The organism is Brachybacterium fresconis (assembly GCF_017876515.1).
In the GTDB taxonomy this organism is placed as follows: domain Bacteria; phylum Actinomycetota; class Actinomycetes; order Actinomycetales; family Dermabacteraceae; genus Brachybacterium; species Brachybacterium fresconis.
The window spans coordinates 4,174,881-4,200,448 of sequence record NZ_JAGIOC010000001.1 but is presented as its reverse complement, the minus strand read 5'-3'; the positions used below and the strand labels follow the sequence as shown (position 1 = coordinate 4,200,448).

21 protein-coding genes are annotated in these 25,568 nt (G+C 71.3%); 4 read left to right on the top strand and 17 right to left on the bottom strand.

Going from position 1 to position 25,568, the window contains the following annotated elements; genetic code table 11:
* The first annotated feature begins 63 nt into the window (after positions 1–63).
* The gene (locus tag JOF44_RS18625) at positions 64–2,310 is read left to right on the top strand and encodes a HelD family protein (RefSeq protein ID WP_209894995.1); all 2,247 of its coding nucleotides are present in this window, start codon (positions 64–66) and stop codon (positions 2,308–2,310) included.
* Between the two features lie 159 nt (positions 2,311–2,469).
* Here the strand turns inward: JOF44_RS18625 and nrdR are convergent, their stop codons facing one another.
* Positions 2,470–2,931: a transcriptional regulator NrdR gene (gene nrdR / locus JOF44_RS18620; RefSeq protein ID WP_209894993.1), complete on the bottom strand. Its 462-nt coding sequence runs from the start codon at positions 2,929–2,931 to the stop codon at positions 2,470–2,472.
* Positions 2,932–2,959: 28 nt separating this feature from the next.
* Positions 2,960–3,355, bottom strand: coding sequence for a peptidoglycan-binding protein LysM (locus JOF44_RS18615; RefSeq protein ID WP_209894991.1), 396 nt, complete (start codon positions 3,353–3,355; stop codon positions 2,960–2,962).
* 169 nt (positions 3,356–3,524) lie between these two features.
* Between JOF44_RS18615 and lexA the strand changes: the two genes are divergently transcribed.
* Positions 3,525–4,220: a transcriptional repressor LexA gene (gene lexA, locus JOF44_RS18610; RefSeq protein ID WP_209894989.1), complete on the top strand. Its 696-nt coding sequence runs from the start codon at positions 3,525–3,527 to the stop codon at positions 4,218–4,220.
* A gap of 48 nt (positions 4,221–4,268) precedes the next feature.
* Here the strand turns inward: lexA and JOF44_RS18605 are convergent, their stop codons facing one another.
* Both JOF44_RS18605 and hflX read right to left on the bottom strand, forming a co-directional pair.
* Positions 4,269–6,299: an ATP-dependent DNA helicase gene (locus JOF44_RS18605; RefSeq protein WP_209894987.1), complete on the bottom strand. Its 2,031-nt coding sequence runs from the start codon at positions 6,297–6,299 to the stop codon at positions 4,269–4,271.
* A 35-nt stretch (positions 6,300–6,334) separates the two neighbouring features.
* A complete protein-coding gene (gene hflX / locus JOF44_RS18600) occupies positions 6,335–7,891 on the bottom strand; it encodes a GTPase HflX (RefSeq protein WP_209894985.1) in 1,557 nt (518 codons plus the stop codon).
* 167 nt (positions 7,892–8,058) lie between these two features.
* Here hflX and JOF44_RS18595 point away from each other — a divergent pair, with 167 nt between their 5' ends.
* Positions 8,059–8,673, top strand: coding sequence for a class I SAM-dependent methyltransferase (locus tag JOF44_RS18595; protein WP_209894983.1), 615 nt, complete (start codon positions 8,059–8,061; stop codon positions 8,671–8,673).
* A gap of 7 nt (positions 8,674–8,680) precedes the next feature.
* Here JOF44_RS18595 and dapF read toward each other — a convergent pair whose 3' ends face one another.
* The gene (gene dapF / locus JOF44_RS18590) at positions 8,681–9,532 is read right to left on the bottom strand and encodes a diaminopimelate epimerase (protein ID WP_209894981.1); all 852 of its coding nucleotides are present in this window, start codon (positions 9,530–9,532) and stop codon (positions 8,681–8,683) included.
* Complete coding sequence (gene miaA, locus JOF44_RS18585; RefSeq protein WP_209894979.1) at positions 9,529–10,578, bottom strand: tRNA (adenosine(37)-N6)-dimethylallyltransferase MiaA; 1,050 nt, start codon at positions 10,576–10,578, stop codon at positions 9,529–9,531. Before miaA ends, dapF begins: the two co-directional genes overlap by 4 nt.
* 144 nt (positions 10,579–10,722) lie before the next feature.
* Here miaA and JOF44_RS18580 point away from each other — a divergent pair, with 144 nt between their 5' ends.
* Positions 10,723–11,208 carry a type III secretion system chaperone family protein gene (locus JOF44_RS18580; RefSeq protein ID WP_342591844.1) on the top strand — a complete coding sequence of 162 codons (486 nt, stop codon included), beginning with the start codon at positions 10,723–10,725 and terminating at the stop codon, positions 11,206–11,208.
* An 86-nt stretch (positions 11,209–11,294) separates the two neighbouring features.
* Here JOF44_RS18580 and miaB read toward each other — a convergent pair whose 3' ends face one another.
* The 11 genes from miaB to asnB form a co-directional block, all read right to left on the bottom strand.
* Positions 11,295–12,893, bottom strand: a complete 1,599-nt coding sequence (gene miaB / locus JOF44_RS18575) for a tRNA (N6-isopentenyl adenosine(37)-C2)-methylthiotransferase MiaB (protein ID WP_209894977.1) — start codon at positions 12,891–12,893, stop codon at positions 11,295–11,297.
* A gap of 30 nt (positions 12,894–12,923) precedes the next feature.
* Entirely contained in the window at positions 12,924–13,601 is a 678-nt protein-coding gene (locus JOF44_RS18570; RefSeq protein ID WP_209894975.1) for a regulatory protein RecX, read from the bottom strand.
* 3 nt (positions 13,602–13,604) lie between these two features.
* Positions 13,605–14,732: a recombinase RecA gene (recA, locus tag JOF44_RS18565; protein ID WP_209894973.1), complete on the bottom strand. Its 1,128-nt coding sequence runs from the start codon at positions 14,730–14,732 to the stop codon at positions 13,605–13,607.
* A 310-nt stretch (positions 14,733–15,042) separates the two neighbouring features.
* Positions 15,043–15,267: a DUF3046 domain-containing protein gene (locus JOF44_RS18560; protein ID WP_209894971.1), complete on the bottom strand. Its 225-nt coding sequence runs from the start codon at positions 15,265–15,267 to the stop codon at positions 15,043–15,045.
* Between the two features lies 1 nt (position 15,268).
* Complete coding sequence (locus JOF44_RS18555; RefSeq protein WP_076811644.1) at positions 15,269–15,574, bottom strand: helix-turn-helix domain-containing protein; 306 nt, start codon at positions 15,572–15,574, stop codon at positions 15,269–15,271.
* Positions 15,575–15,778: 204 nt separating this feature from the next.
* Positions 15,779–16,255 carry a nicotinamide-nucleotide amidohydrolase family protein gene (locus JOF44_RS18550; protein WP_209894968.1) on the bottom strand — a complete coding sequence of 159 codons (477 nt, stop codon included), beginning with the start codon at positions 16,253–16,255 and terminating at the stop codon, positions 15,779–15,781.
* Positions 16,252–16,845, bottom strand: coding sequence for a CDP-diacylglycerol--glycerol-3-phosphate 3-phosphatidyltransferase (pgsA, locus tag JOF44_RS18545; protein ID WP_209894960.1), 594 nt, complete (start codon positions 16,843–16,845; stop codon positions 16,252–16,254). Before pgsA ends, JOF44_RS18550 begins: the two co-directional genes overlap by 4 nt.
* A gap of 95 nt (positions 16,846–16,940) precedes the next feature.
* Positions 16,941–19,751 carry an FtsK/SpoIIIE family DNA translocase gene (locus JOF44_RS18540; RefSeq protein WP_425351061.1) on the bottom strand — a complete coding sequence of 937 codons (2,811 nt, stop codon included), beginning with the start codon at positions 19,749–19,751 and terminating at the stop codon, positions 16,941–16,943.
* Positions 19,752–19,986: 235 nt separating this feature from the next.
* On the bottom strand, positions 19,987–21,681 hold the full coding sequence (locus JOF44_RS18535; RefSeq protein ID WP_209894956.1) for a ribonuclease J: 1,695 nt from the start codon (positions 21,679–21,681) through the stop codon (positions 19,987–19,989).
* Entirely contained in the window at positions 21,678–22,616 is a 939-nt protein-coding gene (gene dapA / locus JOF44_RS18530; protein ID WP_209894954.1) for a 4-hydroxy-tetrahydrodipicolinate synthase, read from the bottom strand. Before dapA ends, JOF44_RS18535 begins: the two co-directional genes overlap by 4 nt.
* A 54-nt stretch (positions 22,617–22,670) precedes the next feature.
* Positions 22,671–25,484, bottom strand: coding sequence for an asparagine synthase (glutamine-hydrolyzing) (asnB, locus tag JOF44_RS18525; protein WP_209894952.1), 2,814 nt, complete (start codon positions 25,482–25,484; stop codon positions 22,671–22,673).
* Positions 25,485–25,568: the final 84 nt, after the last annotated feature.

Sequence of the window (25,568 nt, the reverse complement as noted above, 5' to 3'; positions counted from 1 at the left end):
GCTTCGCCGACCCCGGGTGTTTCCTGGGCGGCGGCAGGATCAACCGTCGAAGGGGGCAGGTCCGTGGACGAGGCGGAAGAGCAGATCGCCCGGGAGATCGCGCGCGAGCAGGCCTACGCCGACCGGCTCTACGCTCGGCTCGACGAGCTCATCACGCAGGTCGAGGGGAACCTGGAGCAGATCCAGGCCTCCCAGCATGCCTCGACCCACCAGAACCGGTCCGAGCGGGATTCGTTCATGGCGATGTACGAGGACCGCCTGGCCCTCCTGCGCTCCGTGGCCCGCAGCGTCGTCTTCGGCCGGCTCGACACCGACGAGGCGGCCCGGCACTACATCGGCCGCATCGGACTGTTCACCGCCGATCGCGAGCAGCTCCTGGTGGACTGGCGCGCCCCCGCCGCTGCCGCCTTCTACCAGGCCACCAGCACCGACCGCCAGAACGTGCGCCTGCGCCGCCACCTGATCAGCCGCGGTCGCAGCGTGATCGGGCTCGAGGACGACGTCCTGGACCAGGCGGTGTTCGAGGGCGACCACCACGACGTGGTGCTGCAGGGCGAGGGAGCCCTGCTCGCGGCCGTCTCCGGGCAGCGCACCGGGCGCATGGGCGACATCGTCGCGACCATCCAGTCCGAGCAGGACCGCATCATCCGCTCGACGAACCGCGGCGTGCTCGTGGTCCAGGGCGGCCCCGGCACCGGCAAGACGGCCGTCGCCCTGCATCGGGCGGCCTACCTGCTCTACACCCATCGCCGCCGGCTCGAGCACACGGGCGTGCTGATCATGGCCCCCACCTCGGGGTTCCTGCGGTACATCGAACGGGTCCTGCCGAGCCTCGGCGAGTCCGGAGTGGTCATGCTGACCCCGGGCGAGCTCTTCCCCGGCATCGAGACCTTCGTCCACGACCGCGACGAGGTCGCCCGGGTCAAGGGCGATACCGCGATGGCCGAGCTCCTCGCCCGTGCGGTCAAGCAGCGCCAGGTCATCCCGTCGGACGACCTCGAGCTGAGGATCGACGGCACCCCGATCACGCTCACCCGTGACGCGCTCCGCGCGGCGCGGCGGGAGGCCCGCTCCACGCACAAGCCGCACAACGCCGCCCGTTCCGTGTTCGTCCGGGCGGCGATGGACCGCCTGGTCGAGGCCTACGAGAAGGCGCTGATCGCGCGCGGCAGGACCGTGGTGCCGGAGGACCGTCCCGACCTGCTGTCCGACCTCCGCCACGACCATGAGATCAAGCGTCGGCTGAACCTGGCCTGGCTCCCCTACACGCCGCAGGGCTTCCTGCGCATCCTGCTGTCCCGACCGGACCGGCTGCGCGCCGCGGCGCCACCGGCTCTCGTCGGGCAGCTCCAGCTGCTGGTCCGCCCGAAGGACTCGGCCTGGACGGTCGAGGACGTCCCGCTGCTGGACGAGGTCGCCGAGCTGCTGGGCGAGGATGCCGCTCCGGCCGAGGCCCGGGCCCGGGAGGCGGCCGACCGGCGGGAGGCCGACGTCGACTACGCCCGCCGGGTGATCGAGAACGTCGACACCTCGGGCATCGTGCGCGCCGAGGACCTCGCCGACCAGGTCAGCCAGATCCGCGACGGCCGCACCCTCGCCGAGCGCGCCTCCGCCGAGCGCAGCTGGACCTACGGGCACGTCGTGGTCGACGAGGCCCAGGAGCACTCCCCCATGAGCTGGCGGGCCCTGATGCGGCGCGCTCCCACGAAGTCCTTCACCGTGGTCGGGGACGTCGCCCAGACCTCCTCGGCCGGAGGGACCTCGTCCTGGACGGATGCGCTGGGCCCGTACATCCAAGATCGCCTGCAGGTCGAGCATCTCACCGTCAACTACCGCACCCCGAGCCGGATCATGGACCGGGCCGTCGCGATGGCGAAGGCCCATCAGCTGCCGGTCACCGAAGTCAGCTCGGTCCGGGAAGGCGATCATGATCCGCTGATCGAGCGGAGCGAGGAGACCGAGCTCGCCGACCGCACGGCCGAGGCGGTGAGCGCCGCGTACGACACCGGCACCGGACGCCTGGCCGTGATCACGGTGGCCGAGCGCATCGATGCCGTGCTCGCACGGCTGCACGATCACCCTCAGCTGCCCCGGGCAGGCGCGGGCTCCGCCGGCGTGGACGACGAGATCGCCGTGATGACCGCGCAGGATGCGAAGGGGCTGGAGTTCGACGGGGTGATCATCCTGGAACCGGCCGAGCTGATCGACGCTCACGGCGCCGGCGACCTCTACGTCGCGATGAGCCGGCCGACCCGGCACCTCGGCGTGGTCCACGCCCGGGATCTGCCGGCGGGGATCGGCCCGTCCTGAGACCGGGATCGGCGGCCGCGGCTTCCCCTCCGCGACCGCCGATCGGTCGTGCACTGCGAGAGTGCACGGGGGACATCTTATGCACAGCCGACGGCTGCTTCGAACCGATCGGCGCAGAAATCTGGAAACCCCCACGCTCCGTCGGGATCGACCCGTCTCTCAGACCGACGCGGAGGCCGCCTCGGCGCGCAGCCGGGCGATCTCGCTCTCGAAGTCCTCGAGCGTGTCGAAGTCCTGGTACACGCTCGCGAACCGGAGGTAGGCGACCAGGTCGAGCTCCTGCAGCGGCTGCAGGATCGACAGGCCGACCTGGTGCGCGTCGATCTCCGCCTGGCCGCTGGAGCGGATCGTCTCCTCGACCCGCTGGGCGAGCATCGCCAGCTGGTCGTCGCTGACCGGGCGACCCTGGCAGGCCTTGCGCACGCCGGAGATCACCTTCGCCCGGCTGAACGGTTCACTGACGCCGGAGCGCTTGAGCACGGACAGGGAGGCCGTCTCGGAAGTCGAGAAGCGCCGCGAACAGTTCGGGCACTGACGACGGCGCCGGATGGTCGCGCCGTCGTCGGACGTGCGCGAATCCACGACCCGGGAGTCAGGATGGCGGCAGAACGGGCAGTGCATCCGGTCAGGATACCGGCACGTCGCCCGCTCAGCGCTCGAGGGATCCCGGCGACGGCAGCTCGATCTGCTGACCGGCGGTGACGCGCCCGGTGGCCAACTGGTTGAGCGTGCGCACCTCGGCGATGTACTCCCGCTCGCTCATCGGTGCCGGAGCGTACTGCTCGGCGTAGCCCCACAGGGTGTCCCCGGCCTCGACCGTGATGGTCGTCGGAGGCTCCGGCTCAGGGCCCGCCACGGCGGAGGGCACGTCGAACACCAGCAGCAGGGCGCCGGCGACGAGGAGCCCGAGCACGAAGGCTGCCAGCGTCAGCAGCGCGCGACCGCGCCGGGTGGGCTCGAGTCGAACATCCGCTCGAGAGGCCTGCGCGTCGTGCTGGTCGCGATGCTGCCGGAAGGGAAGGACCGTCGCGGTCTGCGTCGTCATATCCGAACTCCTGTTCGATCGAATCTTTGTGCGACTGTAGCCGGGGAGCGGCGCGACACGCAAGAGGAATCTCGAACACCTGTTTGGCATCCGGTGCGCGCCGCCCTAGGCTGGGTGACAGGACAACGGAACCGCGAGGGTCCGACAGACGAAGCCAGGAGGCCGCACGATGACGCCGAGCACCCCCCCGCCGATCCGGTCCCGCGGCGACGCCCCGGCGGATCCCGCGACGGCCGGCCTCACCCGTCGCCAGCGCCTCGTCCTGGAGACCATCAACGACGCGGTCTCCGCCCACGGGTACCCGCCCACGATGCGGGAGATCGGCGACGCCGTCGGCCTGACGTCCTCCTCGTCGGTGTCCCATCAGCTCCAGGCGCTCGAGCGCAAGGGCTTCCTGCGACGGGATCCGAAGCGCCCGCGGGCGATGGAGGTCGTGATGCCCGAGGAGGACGGTGCCCCGGCCCCCGTGCCGATCCCGGACATATCCCCCGAGTCGGTCACGGTGCCGCTGGTCGGCCGGATCGCAGCCGGGGTGCCGATCACGGCCGAGGAGCAGGTCGAGGACGTCTTCACCCTCCCCTCGCGCCTGGTCGGCGACGGGAACCTCTTCCTGCTGCAGGTCGTCGGCGATTCCATGATCGACGCCGCCATCTGCGACGGCGACTGGGTGGTGGTGCGCTCTCAGCGCTCGGCCGAGAAGGGTGAGATCGTCGCCGCCATGATCGACGGAGAGGCCACCGTGAAGACGTTCGTGCAGCGCGACGACCACGTCTGGCTCATGCCGCACAACCCAGCCTTCGCCCCGATCCTGGGCGACCACGCCGAGATCCTCGGCAAGGTCGTCGCGGTGCTGCGCGCGGTCTGAGCGCCCCGGCCGCTGCGACCGGCCCTCGGGCCCGCCGCCGCGGCGGTCTCAGGAATCGGCGAGACGGCGCAGAGCGCCGAGCGCGACCTCGGGATCGGCCGTCGGCCACAACGGCGGCACCGCCTCGCGCAGGAAGCCTCCGTAGCGCGCGGTGGCCAGGCGCGGATCCAGCACGGCCACCATGCCCCGGTCCTCCTGCGAGCGGATCAGGCGCCCCGCGCCCTGGGCCAGCAGCAGCGCGGCGTGCTGGGCGGAGACGGACATGAACCCGTTGCCGCCGTGCCGGGCGATCCGCTCCTGGCGGGCGGAGGTCAGCGGGTCGTCGGGTCGCGGGAACGGGATCCGGTCGATGGTGACCAGACGCAGCGACCGGCCCGAGACGTCCACCCCCTGCCACAGAGTGAGGGTGCCGAACAGGGAGGCGTCCTCGTCCTCGCGGAAGTTCCGCACCAGGTTCGCCATCGAGTCCTCCCCCTGCACCTCGATCGTGAGGTCGAGTCGGGCGCGCACGTGCTCGGCCGCCAGTTCCGCGCCGCGGCGCGAGGAGAACAGGCACAGCGCGCCCCCGCGGGATGCCTCCACCAGATCGGTCAGGTGGTCGAGCATCGCCGGCGATGGTCCCTCCCGTCCGGGCTGCGGCAGGTGGCGGGCGGTGTAGAGGATCCCCTGGCTCCGATAGGCGAAGGGGCTGCCCACGTCGAGGCCGGCCCAGGCTCCGCTGTCCTCCCCCGGCGGCAGCTCGTCCACCTCGGTGCGACCGGCCCGGCCCAGGCCCACCTCGCCGGCAGCGGGTTCGAAACGGCCGGCGAGGGCGAGCGTCGCCGAGGTGAGCACGGCGGTGCGGTCCTCGAGGATCGCGCCGCGCATGGCGGCGGCGACGCTGAGGGGCGCCACCTGGATGCTGGAGCGACCGGTGGCCTGGGAGCGGGAGACGGAGACCACGTCGTCCTCCCCCGGCGCGCCGAGCCGCTCGCAGACGTCGATGATCTCCTGCAGGTTCGCCCGGACCGTCTTGCGGGTCCCGGCCGTGGACGCGGAGCCGTCCTCGCCGGCGTCCTTCGCATCGGAGTGGGCGGTCCGCGCCTCGACGCGCAGCTGCTGGACGGCATCGGCCAGACGGTCGGGCAGGTCACCGAGCACCCGGCCGTCCGGCGCCAGCTCGAGGGCCTCCCGCAGCTCCTCGGCGGCGTCGTCGAGAGCCGTCGCCGCGACCCCCAGGCCGCGCAGCTCCCGCACGGTGCCCCGCAGCATGCCGGGGCTGAGGACCTCGGTGACGGCGCCGGTGACCCGGCCGGTGAGGTCATGCGCCTCGTCGAAGACGACGACGTCGTGGTCGGGGATGATGCCGTGGTTGTCGAAGGAGTCGATCGCCAGCAGAGCGTGATTGGTCACCACGATGTCGACCTCGCGAGCGAGCTCCCGGCTGTGCTCGGCGAAGCAGGACTCGACCATCGGGCAGGTGCCGCCCAAGCACTGGGAGCCGGTGACGGAGACCTGCCGCCAGGCGCGATCGGAGACGGGGTCGTCCAGCGCGTCGCGGTCGCCGCTGTCGGTCTCCTCGGACCACTCGCGCAGGCGACGCACCTGGTCGCCCAGGCGTTCGCCGCCGCCCCGGGCGGGGTCCGCGGACGCCTCGGCGAACAGCGCGCCGGGGTCGATGTCGACGGGGTAGCCGCCGTCGATCTTGTGGCGGCACAGGTAGTTCGCCCGCCCCTTGAGCAGGGCGAAGGTCGGGGTGCGCGGCAGGTGCGGGGAGAGCGCCTCGACCAGGTACGGCAGGTCCTTGCGCACGATCTGCGTCTGCAGCGCGATGGTGGCGGTGGAGATCACCACCGGCCGACGGCTGACCAGGGCGTGGCGCAGCGCCGGCACCAGATAGGCGAGCGATTTTCCGGTTCCGGTGCCGGCCTGGACCAGCAGGTGGCGCCCTCCGGTCATGGCCGTCTCCACCGCCTGTGCCATGGCCTGCTGGCCCGGACGCTGGGTGCCGCCGATCGCCGTGACCGCCGCGTCCATGAGGGTCGACAGCTGGATGTCGGCGGCCTCCGGGGCGGCCTGGTGAGCGGTGGCGGTGGTCATCGGATCAGGGTATCCGCGCCGTCGTCCCCGCCCCGTCAGGCCGCGCCGTGCAGCTCTGCGGCGAGCGCCTCATCCACGCGGGCGTGGAGGTGGGTGCCCTCCATGATGTGCTCCTCGGCCAGGACCTCACCGCTGCTGTGCACCCGCGAGACGAGGTCGCCGCGGGAATAGGGCACGACCACGTCGACCTCGACCGCCGGGCGGGGCAGTCGCTCTGCGATCAGGTCACGCAGCTCCGCCACGCCCATCCCCGTGCGGGCGGAGACGACGAGCGGGTCGCCGACCTGGCTGCGCAGTCGAGCGATCGTCTCCGGCTCGGCGATGTCCGCCTTGTTGAGCACGACGATCTCGGGCACGTCGAAGCCCTCGAGCTCGCCGAGCACGGTGCGCACGGCGCGGATCTGCCCTTCGGGGTCGGGGTGGGAGGCATCGACCACGTGCAGCAGCAGGTCGGCGTCCCCGACCTCCTCGAGGGTGGAGCGGAACGCCTCCACCAGCTGGGTGGGCAGGTGCCGCACGAAGCCGACGGTGTCGGCGTAGGTGAACTCGCGGCCGTCGGGCGTCCGTGAGCGCCGCACGGTCGGGTCGAGGGTCGCGAACAGGGCGTTCTCGACCAGGACTCCGGCGCCGGTGAGCCGGTTCAGCAGCGAGGACTTGCCGGCGTTGGTGTATCCGGCGATCGCGACCGCGGGCACCTGGTTGCGCTTGCGGTCCGCGCGCTGGGTGTCCCGGCCCGGGGTCATCGCCGTGATCTGGCGGCGCAGCTTGGCCATGCGGTCGCGGATGCGGCGTCGGTCCAGCTCGATCTTCGTCTCGCCGGGGCCGCGCGAGCCCATACCGGCACCGGCGCCGCCCACCTGGCCACCGGCCTGCCGGGACATCGACTCGCCCCAGCCGCGCAGTCGCGGCATCAGGTACTCGAGCTGGGCGAGCTCCACCTGCGCCTTGCCCTCGCGGGATTTGGCGTGCTGGGCGAAGATGTCCAGGATCAGCGCGGTGCGGTCGATGACCTTGACCTTGACGATGTCCTCGAGCGCACGGCGCTGGCCGGGTCCGAGCTCGCCGTCGGCGATCACGGTGTCGGCGCCGTGCTCGGCGACGACCTCCGCGAGCTCCGCGGCCTTGCCCTTGCCCAGGAAGGTGGCCGGGTCGGGGTGGGCGCGGCGCTGGAGCACGCCGTCGAGCACGGTGGAGCCGGCGGTCTCGGCGAGCGCCGCGAGCTCGTGCAGGCTGGTCTCCGCCTCGGCGGAGTCGCCGGAGGTGTACAGACCGGCCAGGACGACGCGCTCCAGGCGGAGTCGGCGGTACTCGACCTCGGTGACGTCCTCGAGCTCGGTGGAGAGCCCCGCCACGCGGCGCAGGGCCTGGCGGTCGGCGAGGTCGTACTGCGCGCCGTCGGCCTCGGAGTCGTAGGTCACGGCGGAGACGGAGGCGTCGCCGCGGGAGAGGATCCGCTCGGTCAACGGGTCCCGACGGGACGGGGTGGTCGCGGCGTCCGTGGTCTCGGTGCGCGCCGTGGCCCCGGTCCCTCCCGTGGTGGTCCCGTCGACGTCCGTGTCGGAATCGGGTTCGGGATGGAAAGCAATGGGCACGATCGGGGCGCTCCTTGGGGTCGGGGACGAGCTGTCATCCCAGAATCCCACGCCGCGTCGCCGCGGTCGAGCGATTTTGCCCTGGGCGGATCGGGCGGCGATCCGCTGCGGGGGCGCGACGGGGCCCGTGCGCCGACGCCCGGCCGCGAGGTCCGTATCCTGCTGGGGTGGACGAGCACTACTTCACCCCTTCCCCCGCGACCGACGACCAGCGCGTCCCCCTGCCCGTGCGGCTGGCCGGCAGAGACCTCGACCTGGTCTCCAGCGCCTCGGTGTTCAGCGGGCGCGGACTGGACAAAGCCACCGCGGTGCTGCTGGGACGTCTCGACACGCTCACCGTGCCGCGCCCCGGGGCCCGGATCCTGGATCTGGGCTGCGGCTGGGGGCCGATCGCTCTGACCGCTGCGCTGGAGCACCCCGGGGCGGAGGTGTGGGCGGTGGACGTCAGCGAACGCGCTCGGACGCTGACCGCCGAGAACGCCGTGCGGGCCGGGGTCACGAACCTGCGCGTGGCCGCCCCGGAGGACGTTCCCGAGGATCTGATGTTCGAGGCGATCTGGTCGAATCCGCCGATCCGGATCGGGAAGCAGGCCCTGCACGCGCTGCTGCTGCGGTGGATGGCACGGCTGTCGCCGCAGGGCACCGCCGCCCTGGTGGTCGGAAAGAACCTGGGGGCGGATCCGCTGGCCCGCTGGCTCGCCGAACAGCTGGGAGACCGTGAGGTCACCAAGGTGGCCAGCGCCAAGGGCTTCCGGGTCCTGGAGGTCGGGCCGCGGCGCTGAGCCCCGGTCAGGCGAGCAGGGTCACGTCGGCCACGAGCACGGCCGGACCGGTGAGGGTGACCTCGCCCTCGGCGTTCCAGCCGACCTGGAGACGACCACCGGGCACATCGACCGTCCAGGGCTCCCAGGTCCCGTCGCCGGCGCGGTGAGCGGCAGCGACCGCGACAGCGGCCACGCCCGTCCCGCAGGAGCGGGTCTCCCCCACCCCGCGTTCGAGCACCCGCATCGCCACGTGACGGTCACCGCGACGGGCGACCAGCTCGATGTTGGCGCCATCGGGGGGTGCCGGGTCGAGGACCGGGGGCCGGCGCATCAGGTCGAGATCCGCCAGGTCGAGATCCGCCGGCAGGAACGCGACGGCGTGGGGATTGCCCATGTCGACGTCGGTCGCCTCGAGCCGGTGCCCGTCGACCTCGACGGCGCGGGCCGCGGGGACGAGAGCGCTCACGCCCATCCCCACCCTCACCGACCAGGGAGCGCCTTCGTCGGCGGGGCGCTCGAGGATCTCGACGGTGCGCGCCCCGGCGCGGGTCCAGAGGGCGAAGCGGTCCTCGCGGACATGGCCGGTGCGGCGGAGGTGGGCGGCGAGCACCCGCACCCCGTTGCCGCACATCTCGGCGAGCGAGCCGTCGGCGTTGCGATAGTCCATGAACCACTCGGGGGCGTCCGCCGGGGCGTCGATCCCGGCCCGCCGGGTGCGCACGGCGCGGATCACGCCGTCGCCGCCGATGCCGGCACGACGGTCGGTGAGGGCGACGACCTGCTGAGGATCCAGCTCCACCCGGCCCTCGGGGTCGTCGAGCAGCACGAAGTCGTTCTCGGTGCCGTGGCCCTTGGTGAATCGCACGTTCTCGGTCATGGCTCGAGCCTACGGCCTGCGTCGGAATCGGACCGGGCAGCCGTGATGCCCGCCTCGATCTGGGCCAGGGCGCTGTCGATCGTTCGGCGCGGGGCGGTCGCCGGGGCCCCCGGAGCGCCCGGGGCGCCGTCGGCGTCGCCGTCGGCGTCGGCGTCGATCCAGCGCACGCGGTGGTCGCGGCGGAACCAGGTGTCCTGCTTGCGCACCAGGCGGCGGGTGCCGACGATGGTGGATTCGATCGCGTCGGCACAGCTCATGGTGCCCTCGAGCACGGCCAGGCCCTGCTCGTAGCCGATCGCCCGACGCGCGGTCGCACCCCGGTCCAGCCCGCGCACGCGCAGATCGCGAATCTCCTGCAGCAGGCCGAGGTCAACCATCCGGTCCACGCGGCGGGCGATGCGGGAGTGCAGGTCGGCGCGCTCGAGGCGGAGTCCGATCTGGACGGTTCCCTGCTGGACGTACTGCGGACGGGGCAGGAAGGCCGTGAAGGAGCGTCCGGTCAGCTCTCCCACCTCGAGGGCACGCACGATGCGACGGGTGTCCCCGGGCCCGATCGCGGCGGCGGCCTCGGGATCGCTGCCCGCCAGCTGGGCGTGCAGCGCTCGGGGTCCCTCGTGCGCGGCGCGAGCCTCCAGGCGTGCGCGGGTGGCGGCGTCGGTGGGAGGGAACTCGATGTCGTCGAGCACGGCGCGCACGTACAAGCCGGAACCGCCGACCAGGATCGGGGTGCGGCCCCGGGCGCGGATCGCCGCGATCGCCTCCCGGGCGGCGCGCTGGTACGCGGAGACGCTGGCCTCCTCGGTCACCTCGAGCACGTCGATGAGGTGATGCGGGATGCCATCCCGCTCGGTCGGCGGCACCTTGGCGGTGCCGATGTCCATGCCGCGATAGAGCTGGAGGGCGTCGGCGCCCACCACCTCGCCGTCCAGCTGCCGGGCCAGGGCGATGGCGAGGTCGGACTTGCCGGTGGCGGTGGCGCCGACGATCGCGATCAGCGGGGCGGCGCCCGGGAGTGGCCCGCCACGGGAATCCGAGGGGTCGTCCATACCTGCACCCTACCTGCGCGCTCACCGATCGTCAGGCGGATCACTCCTGGTGAGGGGCCGAATACCAGGGGGAGGGAGTAGGGTGAGCCGCGGTCCGGGTCCCCGGGCCGTCCTCATCTTCTAGTGCGATACCTGAGGTTGGAAGTGACTGCACCGAACGAGTCCTCCGCGCTGCCGGACTCGGCCGCGGCTCTGGCCCCGATGTCCCTGACGCGGGTCGAGGAGAGTCTCGCCCGTCGTGGGTACGCCTTCGTCGAGGACGAGGAGCACCCGGAGATCCTCCGCGCCCGGTTCGACGACTACCGATTCCAGTTCATGCTCTCCGGCGAGGACCAGGCCGTGATGCAGACCCGTGGGCGCTGGAACCACTCCGTGGACATCTCCCGCAAGGTGGAGATGGTCAAGCTGTGCAACGAGTGGAACATGAACCGCGTCTGGCCCAAGGTCTACGTGCGCCGTGAGTCCGAGGGCCTGCTGGGCGTCTACGGCGAGCTCGCCGCCGACTTCCGCGCCGGTGCGCTGGACTCCCAGATCGACAGCGCGATCAAGTGCGGGCTGAGCACCGTGATCGCCTTCTTCCACAGCCTCGAGGAGAGGCTCGGTCCGGAGCTCGACGAGCTCGACGGCTGACCTCGACGGCTTGTTCTGCGAGCCCCTGATCGTCCCGACGAACGGCCGGCGCCCTCCGGGGTGCCGGCCCTTCGTGTCCGGACCGGTCACGCCCGGCGCAGGCTCGGCATCCCGAGGGTGACGGGGCCGCCCGCCGCCGCGCTTCCGTGGCCGGTGCCGCAGGCGGATCCGCCGTCGATCCCCTCCGCGCCGGCCTCCCAGGCATCGCCCGATCGGGTGCGACGCACCGAGAACTGCTCCCTCGTCGCAGACGCGCCGGGAGCGACGTCGAGGGCGCTGTCGGCGATCAGATAGTGCGGGGCGGCGCGGGTGACCGTCGCCGTCACCAGGTCGCCGGGGCGCGGACGCTCGGACTCCGCCAGCTCGGCGGGCAGGGACAGGTGCACCAGGCGATGATCCCGGGCTCGCCCGGAGAGACGATGGGTGATCTCTTCGCGCTCCCCCTCCCCCTCGGCGACCAGGACCTCGACGACGCCGCCCTCGAGCTTCCGATTCTCCTCGTGGGTGATCCGGTCCTGCAGGGCCGTCAGCCGTTCGTAGCGCTCCTGGACGATCTCCTTCGGAATCTGGTCGGCCATGGTCGCCGCCGGGGTGCCCGGGCGGATCGAGTACTGGAACGTGAAGGCGCTGGAGAAGCGGGAGGCCTCGACCACGTCCAGGGTGCGCTGGAAGTCCTCCTCGGTCTCCCCGGGGAACCCGACGATGATGTCCGTGGTGATGGCTGCGGCAGGGATGCGCTCGCGCACTCGCTCGAGGATGCCGAGGAACTTCTTCGAGCGATAGGAGCGCTTCATCCGACGCAGGACGTCGTCGGACCCGGACTGCAGCGGCATGTGCAGCTGCGGCATGACGTTGGGGGTCTCGGCCATCGCGTCGATCACATCGTCGGTGAACATCGCCGGGTGCGGGGAGGTGAAGCGCACCCGCTCCAGCCCGTCGATCTCGCCGCAGGCGCGCAGCAGCTTCGCGAACGCCCCGCGGTCGCCGAACTCGACGCCGTAGGAGTTCACGTTCTGGCCCAGCAGGGTCACCTCGGTGGCACCGGAGTCGACGACGTCGCGCACCTCGGCGAGGACGTCGCCGGGGCGGCGGTCCTTCTCCTTCCCGCGCAGGGAGGGCACGATGCAGAAGGTGCAGGTGTTGTTGCAGCCGACGCTGATGGAGACCCAGGCGGCGTAGACGGACTCGCGGCGGGTGGGCAGCGTGGAGGGGAAGACGTCGAGGGATTCGAGGATCTCCACCTGGGCCTCGGAGTTGTGCCGGGCCCGGTCCAGCAGCACGGGCAAGGAGCCGATGTTGTGGGTGCCGAAGACGACGTCGACCCAGGGGGCGCGCTCGACGATGGCGTCGCGGTCTTTCTGGGCGAGACAGCCCCCGACGGCGATCTGCATGCCGGGGTGGAGATCCTTGCCGGGGCGCAGGCCGCCGAGAGTCCCGTAGAGCTTGTTGTCGGCGTTCTCGCGCACCGCACAGGTGTTGAACACGATGACGTCGACCTCGCCTCGACGCGCCTCCGCCCCGGGCGGGGCGGCGACGTAGCCGGAGTCCTCGAGCAGGCCGGTCAGGCGCTCGGAGTCGTGGACGTTCATCTGACAGCCGAAGGTGCGCACCTGGTACGTGCCGCGGGTCGAGGCCTCGTCCTCGGCAGTCGTCGCAGGGCCGGTGGTGAGGGAGCTGAGGGACATAGTGCCTCCAGAATACGGCTCGGGACGGCCTCAGCGCACCGCGGGATCGGCGGCGTCGCGCAGTTCGGAGGAGATGACGTGGACCGCGAGAGAGCCCGGGTAGCCCTTGCGGGTCAGCAGCGCATCGAGCCGTCGGGAGAGGCGGCGCCGGTGGCTGCCGTCCCGGTCGGTGCGCAGCCGCTGGCGGTCCCGGTGGTCGATCCGCGAGCGGACCAGGTCTCGGCAGCGGGTCTCCTCATCGCTCTGTCCGGTGGACAGGGCGGCGTCGATCACGGCGGGATCCACCGTCCGATCGGCCAGTTCGCGGCGCAGCGCCTCGTCGCCGAGGGACCGCAGTGCGCGACGCTGAGCGACCCAGTCCCGGGCGAAGGCGGCGTCATCGATCAGCCCCGCCCGGTCGATGCGCGCCATCACCTCGTGGGCGATGTCGGCCGGCACCTCGCGTCGGGCGAGCCGGGTGCGCATCTCTCCGTCCGACCGACGCCGCATCGCCAGCAGGCGCATCAGGTACCGGCACTCGTGCACGACGGCCTTCTCGCGATCGCGCGCCTGAGGGTTCTCGGCATCGCGAGGCGCGTCCAGGATCTCCTGAGTGCGCCGCCCGATTTCGGCACGGATCTCGGGCGCGGTCCGGAGGTGACCCGGAGCGCCGGGAGCGGCGGCAGGCGGATGCGCGCCATCGCTCCCGGCGGGTCGGGGATCCACCATGGGTCAGATGGTGGCGGGGACGTCCTCGTCGAGGAACTCGTCCTCGCCGAGCGCGTCCTCCGCGGGCGCGGCCTCCGGGGCCTGCGGGGCCTCCGGCTCGGCGGCGTACTTGCCCACACCGAGGGTGCGCAGGATCTTCTCCTCGATCTCGACGGCGAGGTCGGGATTGTCCTTGAGGAACTGGCGGGCGTTCTCCTTGCCCTGGCCGAGCTGGTCACCCTCATAGGTGAACCAGGCGCCGGACTTGCGGACCACCCCGTGCTCGACGCCGAGGTCGATCAGGCCGCCCTCGCGGGAGATGCCTTCGCCGTACAAGATGTCGAACTCGGCCTGCTTGAAGGGCGGAGCCATCTTGTTCTTGACGACCTTGACGCGAGTGCGGTTGCCCACGGAGTCCGTGCCGGACTTGAGGGTCTCGATGCGGCGGATATCCATGCGCACGGAGGCGTAGAACTTCAGCGCCTTGCCACCGGTGGTGGTCTCGGGGCTGCCGAAGAAGACCCCGATCTTCTCGCGCAGCTGGTTGATGAAGATCGCGGTGGTGCCCGAGGAGGACAGCGCGCCGGTGAGCTTGCGCAGCGCCTGGGACATCAGACGGGCCTGGAGGCCGACGTGGGAATCACCCATCTCGCCCTCGATCTCGGCCTTGGGCACGAGGGCTGCGACGGAGTCGACCACGACGACGTCCAGCGCCCCGGAGCGGATCAGCATGTCCGTGATCTCCAAGGCCTGCTCGCCGGTGTCCGGCTGGGAGACCAGCAGGGCATCGGTGTCCACGCCGAGCTTCTTGGCGTAATCGGGATCCATGGCGTGCTCGGCGTCGATGAAGGCGGCGATGCCGCCGTTGCGCTGGGCATTGGCGACCGCGTGGAGGGCGAGCGTGGTCTTGCCCGAGGACTCGGGACCGTAGATCTCGACGACGCGGCCACGGGGCAGGCCACCGACGCCGAGGGCGGCGTCCAGCGCCACGGAGCCGGTGGGGATGACCTCGATCGGCGGACGCGTGTCATCGCCCAACCGCATGATCGATCCCTTGCCGAACTGGCGGTCGATCTGCGCGAGCGCATTGTCGAGGGAGGATCCGCGATCCTTCGCGGTGGGCTTGGGAGCAGAGGACTTCGGTGCAGGCATGTGCTTCGTTCCTTCCGAGTGGCCGGGCGGGCCGACGTTGTGACCGTGCGGCCACACTAGGCCGGGCCCCCGACATTCGTCGTCGCCCCGTTCCCGGTGTGGATGGCCGGGGTCTGGGGAGGATCGACGAGGTGGTGGAGGTCGTGCCGGGGAGACCGTCGGGGACCACTGTACCGAACAGGCGTTCGAACACGTCGCAGGCGGGGGCGCTCGGCGGCGTGTCGCGTGTCGTGTCCGCGCCATGCGGCGCGGTCGTGCCGGGCGCACGGAGCCGTGGGCGCATCAGCGATCATCGACCCTCCCGGCGGCGTCAGCGACGGCGCTGCGCGAGGGGGATCTCCCAGCGTCGCTGCTCGGGAACATCCATCTCGTCGCACAGGGCGGTCCACACCGCACGCACCGGGACCCCGTGCTCGAGGGCCTGCTCGGCGGTCAGGCCGCCGGCGTCCACGAGGACGAGGTCCCGGACATAGGTGCGAGCCAAGGTCGGGCCGAACACGTGGTCGGCCAGCTCCGTGAATTCGCTGCGCCGCACCTCAGTGGGCGCCGACCAGCGGGCTCGCGTCGTCGGCGAGGCCCTCGGGCACCGTGTCGGGGATGGTGACGCGCTCGGCGAGGGCGATGCGGTCGGACACCTCACGCAGGACGAAGGACAACGGGAGACCGAGAGCCTCGGTCACGGAGACCAGCAGCTCGCTGGAGGCCTCCTTCTGTCCGCGCTCGATCTCGCTGAGGTACCCCAGGGACACGCGGGCGTCGGAGGACACCTGCCGCAGGGTGCGGCCCTGGGAGCGGCGCGCGTCGCGCAGCACGTCTCCGAGCTCCTGACGGAACAGCACCATGGCCTTGCCTCCCTTCCTCGGATGGAACTGGTGGAACACCTCGGGGGTGCGGTGCGTCGAAGTCATCATGACCAGGACAACGCCCCGACCGCCCAGAGTGTTCCCGGAAGTCTACCGGCACGCCACCGAGGGCTGAGCGGGAGGTGTGCATGACGAGACGTCGGCCGGCGGCGCCTTCCGTCCGGCGCTGACCAGCGCACCAGGTCAGCCCTCGAGCGCGGCGGCCAGCTCGTCGATCGCCGCGGTGACGGCCGCAGCCCGGACCCGGGCCCTTCCCCCGGTGAGATGGAGTTCACGCGTGGACGTGGTGCGGCCGGATCGCGCCAGTCCCAGGTGGACCGTTCCGGCGGGGACGCCGCGACCGTCGGGGCCGGGGCCGGCCACGCCCGTGGTCGCGACCGCGAGGTCCGTGTCGTACAGGGCGAGCGCTCCGTCCGCCATCGCGGCGGCGACCTCGGCGGTCACCGCTCCCGATTCCTCCAGGAGCCCGGCGTCCACCCCCAGCACCCGGGTCTTGGCGGAGTACGAGTAGCAGGCCGCTCCCCCCGCGATCACGGCACTCGCCCCGGGGACATCCACCAGGCGGGCCACGACGGCACCGGCGGTCAGGGATTCGGCCGTGGCGAGGGTGAGCCCCTGCTCCGCCGCCCGGGCGATGACCGTCGCGGGGTCCGTGCTCATGAGGTGGGACCGGCGAGGGCCTCACGACGCAGGCGCAGTCCGTCCTTGAGGTTCACCAGGCCCGACCAGACCGTCAGCACCACGGCGAGCAGCACCAGGGCGAGACCGATCCAGCGGGCAGGCTCCCACCACAGCTCGAACGGGATCAGGCAGAAGGCGATCGCGATCGTCTGGACCATCGTCTTGGCCTTGCCGGCCATGTTCGCCGGCAGCGCCCCGTACTTCAGGATCGTGAAGCGCATGACGGTGATCCCGATCTCGCGCAGCAGGATCAGCACGGTCATCCACCACGGCACGTACTCCCACACCGACAGCATGATCAGCGCCGCCCCGGTCATCGCCTTGTCGGCGATGGGGTCGACGATCTTGCCGAAATCGGTGATCAGGTTCCGACTGCGGGCCAGATGGCCGTCGAGGAAGTCGGTGATCATCGCCAGGAGGAAGACCGCGGCGACCACCAGTCGGCCGGGGACGGTGTCCGGGTAGAGGATGGCGAGCACCACGAGCAGCGGGACCATCGCGCACCGCACCATGGTCAGGATGTTCGCGATGTTCCAGAGCGGGACCGGCTCCGTGCGCGGTGTGGTCATCGGTGCTCCTGCAGTCGGTGGTGGAAGGGTGACGCCCGCTCATGGCAGCGGCCGAGATGCTCAGCGGGGCGGGGTGCTCCGAGAGCCGGGGGCGGTCAGCGGCCGGTGAGGCTCCAGGCGTCCTCGCTGTCCTCGTCGTCGTCCGCGTCGTAGTAGTCGGTGGCGGGTTCGGAGCCGTCGTCGGCCAGTGGATCGCTGCCGTAGCGGTCCTCCGCCCCGTCGAGCCCGTCGGCCCCCTCGGGGGCGGGCGTCGCGCCCGGGGCTTCGTCGAGCTCGACGGCCCGGTCCGCACCGTACGCCTGGTCGCCCTCGGAGGCCTCCTCGCCGCGGATGCGGGCGAGGGCGGTGCCGAGCTCATCGGGGTGGATCATCACGTCCCGGGCCTTGGATCCCTCCGAGGGGCCGACGATCTCGCGGGACTCGAGCAGATCCATCAGACGGCCCGCCTTCGCGAAGCCCACGCGCAGCTTGCGCTGGAGCATCGAGGTGGAGCCGAACTGCGTGGTGACCACCAGCTCGGCCGCCTGCAGCAGCACGTCGAGATCGTCGCCGATGTCGTCGTCGATCTGCTTCTTGGCCGCGACGACCTGCACGTCCTCGCGGTAGTTGGGCTTCATCTGGGTCTTGACGTGGTCGACGACCTTGTGGATCTCCGACTCACCCACCCAGGCGCCCTGGACGCGCATGGGCTTGGCCTTGCCCATCGGATGGAACAGGGCGTCGCCCTGGCCGATCAGCTTCTCCGCGCCGACGGCGTCGAGGATGACGCGCGAGTCCTGCAGGGAGGAGGTCGAGAAGGCCAGGCGGCTGGGCACGTTGGCCTTGATGATGCCGGTGACGACGTCGACCGACGGGCGCTGCGTGGCGAGGATCAGGTGGATCCCGGCGGCGCGCGCCAGCTGGGTGATGCGCTGGATGGAGGCCTCGACGTCGCGCGGGGCGACCATCATGAGGTCCGCGAGCTCGTCGACCACGACCAGCAGGTACGGGTACGGGGACAGACGACGTTCGCTGCCCGGGGGCACCTGCACCTCACCCGCGCGCACCGCCTTGTTGAAGTCGTCGATGTGCTTGAAGCCGAAGGTGGCGAGGTCGTCGTAGCGGGCGTCCATCTCCTTGACCACCCACTCCAGGGCTTCGGCGGCCTTCTTCGGATTGGTGATGATCGGGGTGATCAGGTGCGGGATGCCCTCGTAGATGGTGAGCTCGACCCGCTTGGGGTCCACCAGCACCATGCGCACCTCCTCCGGGGTGGCGCGCATCAGGATCGAGGTGATCATCGAGTTCACGAAGCTCGACTTGCCCGCGCCGGTGGCGCCGGCGACCAGCAGGTGCGGCATCTTGGCGAGGTTCGCGACCACGTAGCCGCCCTCGACGTCCTTGCCCACGCCCATGACCAGGGGGTGCTCATTGCGTCGTGCCACCGAGCTGCGCAGCACGTCGCCGAGGACGACGGTCTCACGGTCGGTGTTGGGGATCTCGATGCCGATCGCCTTCTTGCCCGGGATCGGCGAGAGGATGCGCACGTCGGCGCTGGCCACGGCGTAGGAGATGTTCTTGTCCAGGGCCGTGACCTTCTCGACCTTGGTGCCGGGAGCGAGCTCGATCTCGTAGCGGGTCACCGTCGGCCCGCGGGAGAAGCCGGAGACCTCGGCGTGGACGTTGAACTGCTCGAAGACCTCTCCGAGGGCCGCGACCACCTGATCATTGACCTCGGACCGGGTCTTGTGGGGCGGGCCTTCGTTGAGGAACGAGGATTCGGGCAGCGTGTAGACGACGTCGCCGGCCAGCTCGAGCTGCTCCCCCGCTCGCGGCAGGTCGCCCATCGGCGGCGGCACCAGATCGGACTTCTCCTCGGCGGCCGACGAGCTCGGGGCAGCCTGGGTGGACGCCGGCTTGGTCGGCGCCTTCCCGGTCGCGGCCGTGGGCATCGGGGTGGTCGCACCGGTGGCTCCGGCCGCGGCCGCCGTGCCGGCCCCGGCACCGGGGAACGTCTTGGCACGATTGTTCTCGCCCTCGACGGAGTCGACCGCCCGGGCGGAGTCGGCGGGCGCACCGCGCGTCGAGCCCTTCGTGCGTCCCTTCTTCGGCGCGGCGGTGGCGCCCTCCTGCTCGGACACGCCCTGCTCGAAGGCCTCGTCCCCGACATAGCCGAAGCTCTCGTGATCACGCTGGGCCGCGTCCTCGGCCTTCTCCTTGCGGGTGCGGCGGCGCGGGCGACCGGACGGCTGTGCCTCGGTGGCCTGCTCGTGGACGGCGGGATCCGGCCGACGGGAGCGCAGACCGAAAGCGACACGCTCGGCGTCCTCCTCCTCGCTGTTCCCGACCATCACGTCGTAGACGCCGCGCAGGCGCGAGGGGATCGACTCCACCGGGGTCGCGGTGAGCACGAGGATCCCGAAAGCGATCAGCACGGCATGGAGGACCACCACGGCCACCGGGGGCACGAGGGCCTGCAGCGGGGCGGCGGCGAGGAAGCCGAGCACACCACCGCCGCGGGCGAGGGCGTCGATGCCGTCGGCCGGGGCGGGCAGCCGCGCGGCGACGGAGGCGATCGCGGAGATCGCGGTGAGCAGCAGGGCGATGCCGATCGCGATGCGCGTATTGGCCCGGACGTGGTCTGGCCGACGGAACATGCGCATCGCCCAACCGGCGGCGAGCAGCGGGATCACCATGGAGGAGATGCCGAAGGTGCCGGCGACCACAGTGTGCACGGCCCCGAAGACGGGCCCGGCGGACTGCCACCATTCCACGATGGCCACGAGGGCGGCGATCAGCAGGAGGAAGAGCGCGTAGCCGTCACGCCGCTGCTCCGGGCCGACCTCCCAGCGCGCCACGCCGATGGAGCGGACGAATCCGCCGACCATGCGAGCGATCGCGAGATAGCCGGAGCGCACTGCGCGCACCGGCAGAGGGAGCGTCGACGGGTCGTGAGCTGCGGAGCCGGAGGTGCGGGACGTACCGGCAGCCGAGGTCCGCGACGAGCCTTTCGACGCACGTGCGGGGGAAGACGTACGTGTCGCCATGGACCCCAGGGTACCGCTCCCCGCCCCTCAGGCCGAGGAGGCGGCGTGCTGCGGCCCGTCGCAGCGGACGCATCTCACGCCCGAGCCGGTCGTTGTCCCGGCCATCCAGCGTCGCTCAGGCCTCGATGACGATCGGGATGATCATCGGGCGGCGGCGCAGGCGCTGGGACACGTAGCGACCGATCACCCGGCGCATGACCTGCTGCAGCTGGTGGGTGTCGCGGCGGTCGGTCTCATCGGCGACGGCCTGCTCGAGAGCCTTCACGATCTCCGGGCGGATCTTCTCGAACACCACGTCGTCCTCGGCCACACCGCGGGCGTGGATCTCGGGGCCCGCGATCAGCGCGCCGGTCTGGGAGTTGACCACGGCGAACAGGGAGATGAAGCCCTCGTCGCCGAGGATGCGACGGTCCTTCAGATCGGATTCGGAGACCTCGCCGACGCTGGATCCGTCCACGTACACGTACCCGTTGGGCACCTCGCCGACGACCGTCGCCACGCCGTCCCGGAGGTCGACGACGCGGCCGTCCCGGGCGTGGATGATGCGCTCCGGCGGGACGCCGGTGGCTTCGGCGAGGCGTCCGTTGGCGATGAGGTGACGCACCTCGCCGTGGATGGGCATCACGTTCTTCGGGCGCACGATGTTGTAGCAGTACAGCAGCTCGCCGGCGCTCGCATGACCGGAGGTGTGGACCTTCGCGTTGCCCTTGTGGACCACCTCGGCGCCGAGGGCCATCAGCCCGTTGACCACGCGGAACACGGCGTTCTCGTTGCCGGGGATCAGCGAGGAGGCGAGGACGACCAGGTCGCCCGGGCCCACGCTGACGCGGTGATCCCGGTGGGCGATGCGGCTCAGGGCGGCCATCGGCTCGCCCTGGCTGCCGGTGCACATCAGCACCACCTGCTCATCGGGCAGATCGCCGATCTTCTTGACGTCGATGAGCGTGTTCGGGGGCACCTCGAGGTACCCCAGCTCGGCGGCGATGCCCATGTTGCGCACCATGGAGCGGCCGACGAAGGCCACCCGGCGCCCGTGGGCGGCTGCCGCGTCGAGCACCTGCTGGACCCGGTGGACATGGCTCGAGAACGAGGCCACGACGATCTTCTGCCGCGCCGTGGCGAAGATCGAGTCCAGCGTCGGGCCGATCTCCTGCTCCCCGACGGTGAAACCTGGGACCTCGGCGTTGGTGGAATCGGTCATGAACAGGTCCACACCGGCCTCGCCGAGGCGGCCGAAGGCGCGCAGATCGGTGATCCGGCCGTCCAGCGGCAGCTGGTCCATCTTGAAGTCGCCGGTGTGCAGCACCGTGCCCGCCGGGGTCGAGACATGGACCGCCAGGGCGTCGGGGATCGAATGGTTCACGGCGATGAACTCGCAGTCGAAAGGCCCGAAGCTCTCCGTCCACCCCTCCTCGACCACATGGGTGCAGGGCCGGATCCGGTGCTCGCGGAGCTTCGCCTCGATGAACGCGAGCGTGAGCCGGCTGCCCACGAGCGGGATGTCCGGCTTCATGCGCAGCAGGTAGGGCACCGCGCCGATGTGGTCCTCGTGCCCGTGGGTCAGCACGATCGCCGCGATGTCATCGAGGCGGTCCCGGAGGAGGTCGAAGTCCGGGAGGATCAGATCGACGCCGGGCTGGGCGTCCTCGGGGAAGAGCACGCCGCAGTCGATGATCAGCAGGCGACCGTCGACCTCGAACACGGTCATGTTCCGGCCGACGTCGCCGAGGCCGCCCAGCGGCGTGATGCGCAGGGAGCCGCTGCGGAGCGTCGGGGCCGGGTCCAGACGCTGGGAGAAGGCAGTGGTCACAAGGGCCTCCGAGACGGGTCGCAGGAGGGGATGCCGTCCACCGCCTCCAGCGCCGCGGCGAGCGCCCGCAGCTGGTCGGCGTCGGCGGGGACGTGGGGGCCGCGCATCGCGGCGTGGGGCAGCACTCCCTGCAGGGCGAGGGCGGCCTTGGCGGCGACGGCCCCGGGGATGCGGTTCATGATGGCCTCGACGATGGGGACGAGGCGGTGGTGGGCGTCCCGGGCGGCGGCGAGATCGGAGCGGTCCACGGCGTCGACCATCTTCCGCTCCAGATCACCGGCCACCTGGCCGACCACGGACACCATGCCGGACGCACCGATGCTCAGCCACGCCAGGTTCAGGGCGTCCTCGCCGGAGTAGTACGTCAGGTCCGTCTGCTCCATCACCAGCGAGGCCTGCTGGAGGTTCGCCTTGGCGTCCTTGATCGCCAGGACCTTCTCGTGCTCCCCCAGGCGCAGCAGCGTCTCGTACGCGAGCGGAGTGCCGGTGCGGCCGGGGATGTCGTAGAGCATCAGGGGCAGGTCGGTGGAATCGGCGATCGCCGAGACGTGCGCGACGATCCCGGCCTGGGTGGGCTTGGAGTAGTACGGGGTCACGACGAGCAGGCCGTCGAGCCCGAGCTTCGCGTGCTCCCGGGCGAGATCGATCGAGTGCGCGGTGTCGTAGGTGCCCACCCCGGCGATCACCTTGATCTCGGGGCCGACGGCCGCCCGGACCGCCCGGGCGAGCTCCAGCTTCTCGACGTCGGTCAGGGTGGGGGCCTCTCCGGTGGTCCCGGAGACGACGATCATGTCATTGCCGTGCTCGGTGACGTGCACCGCGAGCTTCTGGGCGGCGTCGAGGTCGAGCTCGTGGGCGTCCTCGGTCATCGGCGTGACCATGGCGGTCCCCACCGTGCCGAAGGGCCGGGCGGGTCGCGGGGCGGTGCTGGTCATGGTCTCCTCCCGAAAAGGTCTGTCGCACGGAGCCTAGTCCAGCCCCGTGCGCTCTCAGCGCTGTGACGCGGCGCCGAGATCGACCAGGATCGCCAGCGGGGTGCGCTGGCGGCCCTGGCCGAGGGGGTTGTCGGCGAAGGTCGCCTCGAGCCGCTCGTGCGGGACGGAGACGTCCGAGCCCAGCACGTTGCGGCCGATGTCGTTGGCATCCATGACGACCGTGCCCACGAAGCTGTCGCGCAGCGCGGCCGGGATGTCGGCGCCGCGGATCGCCGCCGAGAGCGAGGCGGACACGGCGTCGGGGTCCTTCGGGGGCAGTTTCGCGGAGACGTTGGAGGGGAAGGCCGAGTACGGCGTCGGCCCGTCGATCGCCCGCACGTTCGCGCCGACGACCTCGTAGAACAGCCCCTTCCTGCCGATGATCTTGCCGGCCGCCCCGGCGGCCGAGGCCGCCACCACCCGCGGCAGGCCCACCTCCTTGATGGCCAGCTCCATCGTGGTCGGGTCGCCCAGGCCGATGCCGGCCGGGGTGCGGGTGACGAAGCGGCTGAGCACCTTCGCGGCGGGTCGGGGCGTGATCTCCCAGGTGAACCAGGAACGGCCCTGCGTGATGGCGATGATCTTCTCGCTGATCACGAAGTACCACGGGGATCCGTCCGGGACGACGTCCGTCGGCAGGGAGGCGGCGAAGCGCTCGATGCGTTCGCGCACCAGCGTCTGGAGATCGTCGCCCCGGGCCACCAGCTCCGTCTGCAGGGGCAGCCGGCGCCAGGTGCGGCGATCGACGTCCGAGACCAGGTCCAGCTGCTTGTCCGGATTGGCGACGTAGTCGCTCTTGGGCTGCTCGGAGTCGGTGGCGGCGCTCGCCGACGCAGGGTCCGCTGTGGCCCCCGTCCCGGCGGCGGCCGTGGTCCCGGGCCCGTCGGTCGCGGCGGCCCCGCTCGCGGCGGCCAGGGCCGCACGCTCATCGGCCGCGGCCTCGTCCCCGAGGGATCGCGAGGAGTTCTCGGGGTCGTCGAAGAAGGTGCGCATCCACAGCTCGACGTTCAGCAGGCGCCAGAACATCATGGTGCCGTGGTTGCCGGGATGGGCGATGTAGTCCTCGAACAGGGCGATGACGCTGGGGGCGTCGAAGTAGGGGCGGCTCGCGAAGGACTCGGAGGCGAAGATCTCCATCAGCTCCGGGGCGATGGTGCGGAACCACTCCCCCTCCGGCGTCGTGAAGCCGATCTTGTTGCGCCGCTTGGAGATCGCATCGGGCAGGATCCCGTCCATCGACTCGCGCAGGATCCGCTTGTTCCAGCCGTCGTGGATGATCGCCGACTCGTCGAGGGAGAACAGGAACTTCAGCAGCTCCTTGTCGACGAACGGCACACGGCCCTCGATGCTGAAGCGCATCGTGTTCTTGTCCTCGTACCGCAGCAGCGAGGGCAGCGAGGAGCGGAAGGTGTCCTCGAGCAGACGCTCCTTGAGATCGTCCTGCACGGAGGTGATCTTCTCGGAGCTGTGCTCGGCGACGAAGCCGGAGTTCAGCAGCGCCTCGATCGGCACCGAGGTGCGTCCGGAGTACTTCGTCCGGGCGAGCTTGCGCAGGATGTCGCGCGAGCCGACGACCTCGCTCGCCAGCTCCTTGAACCGCTTCTGGCGGCGCAGCTGGCGCAGATAGACGTAGAAGTACGGGTTGTAGCCGGCCATCATCTCGTCGGCGCCCTGGCCGTCCAGCAGCACGGTGACGTGCTCGCTCGCCTCGCGCATCACCGCGTACTGGGCGTAGGGCCCGGTGGAGATGATCGGCTCCTCCTGGGTGCGCACGAAATCGCGCACGTCCTCGAGGAAGGTCTCCGGCTGCGGATGGATCTTGTGGGAGGTGATCTGCCCGGTGTTCTCCTCCAGCAGCGCGTCGACGTACCGCTCCTCGTCGTTGGAGGAGTTGGGGAACACCGCGGAGAAGGTGTTCTGTCGTGCGCCCACCGCGCTGAAGCTCTCGTCCTGGGGCTGTTCGCGCAGGTGACGGGCGATGACAGCGGCGACCGCGGAGGAATCCAGGCCGCCGGAGAGCGAGGTGCCCACGGGGACCTCGGACTGCAGACGCAGCCGCACCGCCTCGTGGAAGCGCCCGCGGTACTCGTCGACGACCTCGGCGCTGTACGGGCGGCTGGGACGCGCCGCGATCTCGCGCAGTTCCTCCTGCAGGGAGGTGAACGGCGTGATCGAGGTGCCTGCGGCGCTGATCTCGAGCACCTGTCCCGGCATCAGGCGGCGCACGCCGCGGAAGAAGGTCTGGGCGTCGTCGTCCTGGACGCGGTACTTCAGGTAGCGGTAGACGGCGCGATCGTCGGGCGCGGCCTCGAAGCGCTGCGCGGCCAGCAGGGCGCGGATCTCGGACCCGAACAGCACCTGCGGACCGTCGGCCGCGGTCTCGTCGATCCAGTAGTACAGGGGCTTGATGCCGAAGTGGTCGCGGGCGACGGTGACCGTGCCGGTCTGCGCGTCGTGGATGGCGAAGGCGAACATGCCGTTGAAGCGATCGTAGGCGGCGGTGCCCCACTCGACGTGCGCCTGCAGCAGCACCTCGGTGTCGGAGTCGGTGCGGAAGGTGCGGCCGAGGCCCTCGAGCTCGGCGCGCAGCTCGAGGTAGTTGTAGGTCTCCCCGTTGTACACGATCGTGTAGCGGCCGTCGGCCGTGGTCATCGGCTGGGCGCCGTGCTCGCGGTCGATGATCGCGAGGCGACGGTGCGCCAGGGACGTCTGGCCGTCCGTGAACAGGCCTTCACCGTCCGGGCCGCGGTGGGCGAGGGCGCTGTTCATCCGCCGGGCGATGCCCTCGGCGTCGACGCCGAATCCGTAGCTGCCGGAGATTCCGCACATGGGGCGAGTCCTTTCGAGGGGGCGGCTCCGATCCGCACGGGCATCGCCGCAGATCGACGCGGGACCGGGATCGGCCGCCTGAGC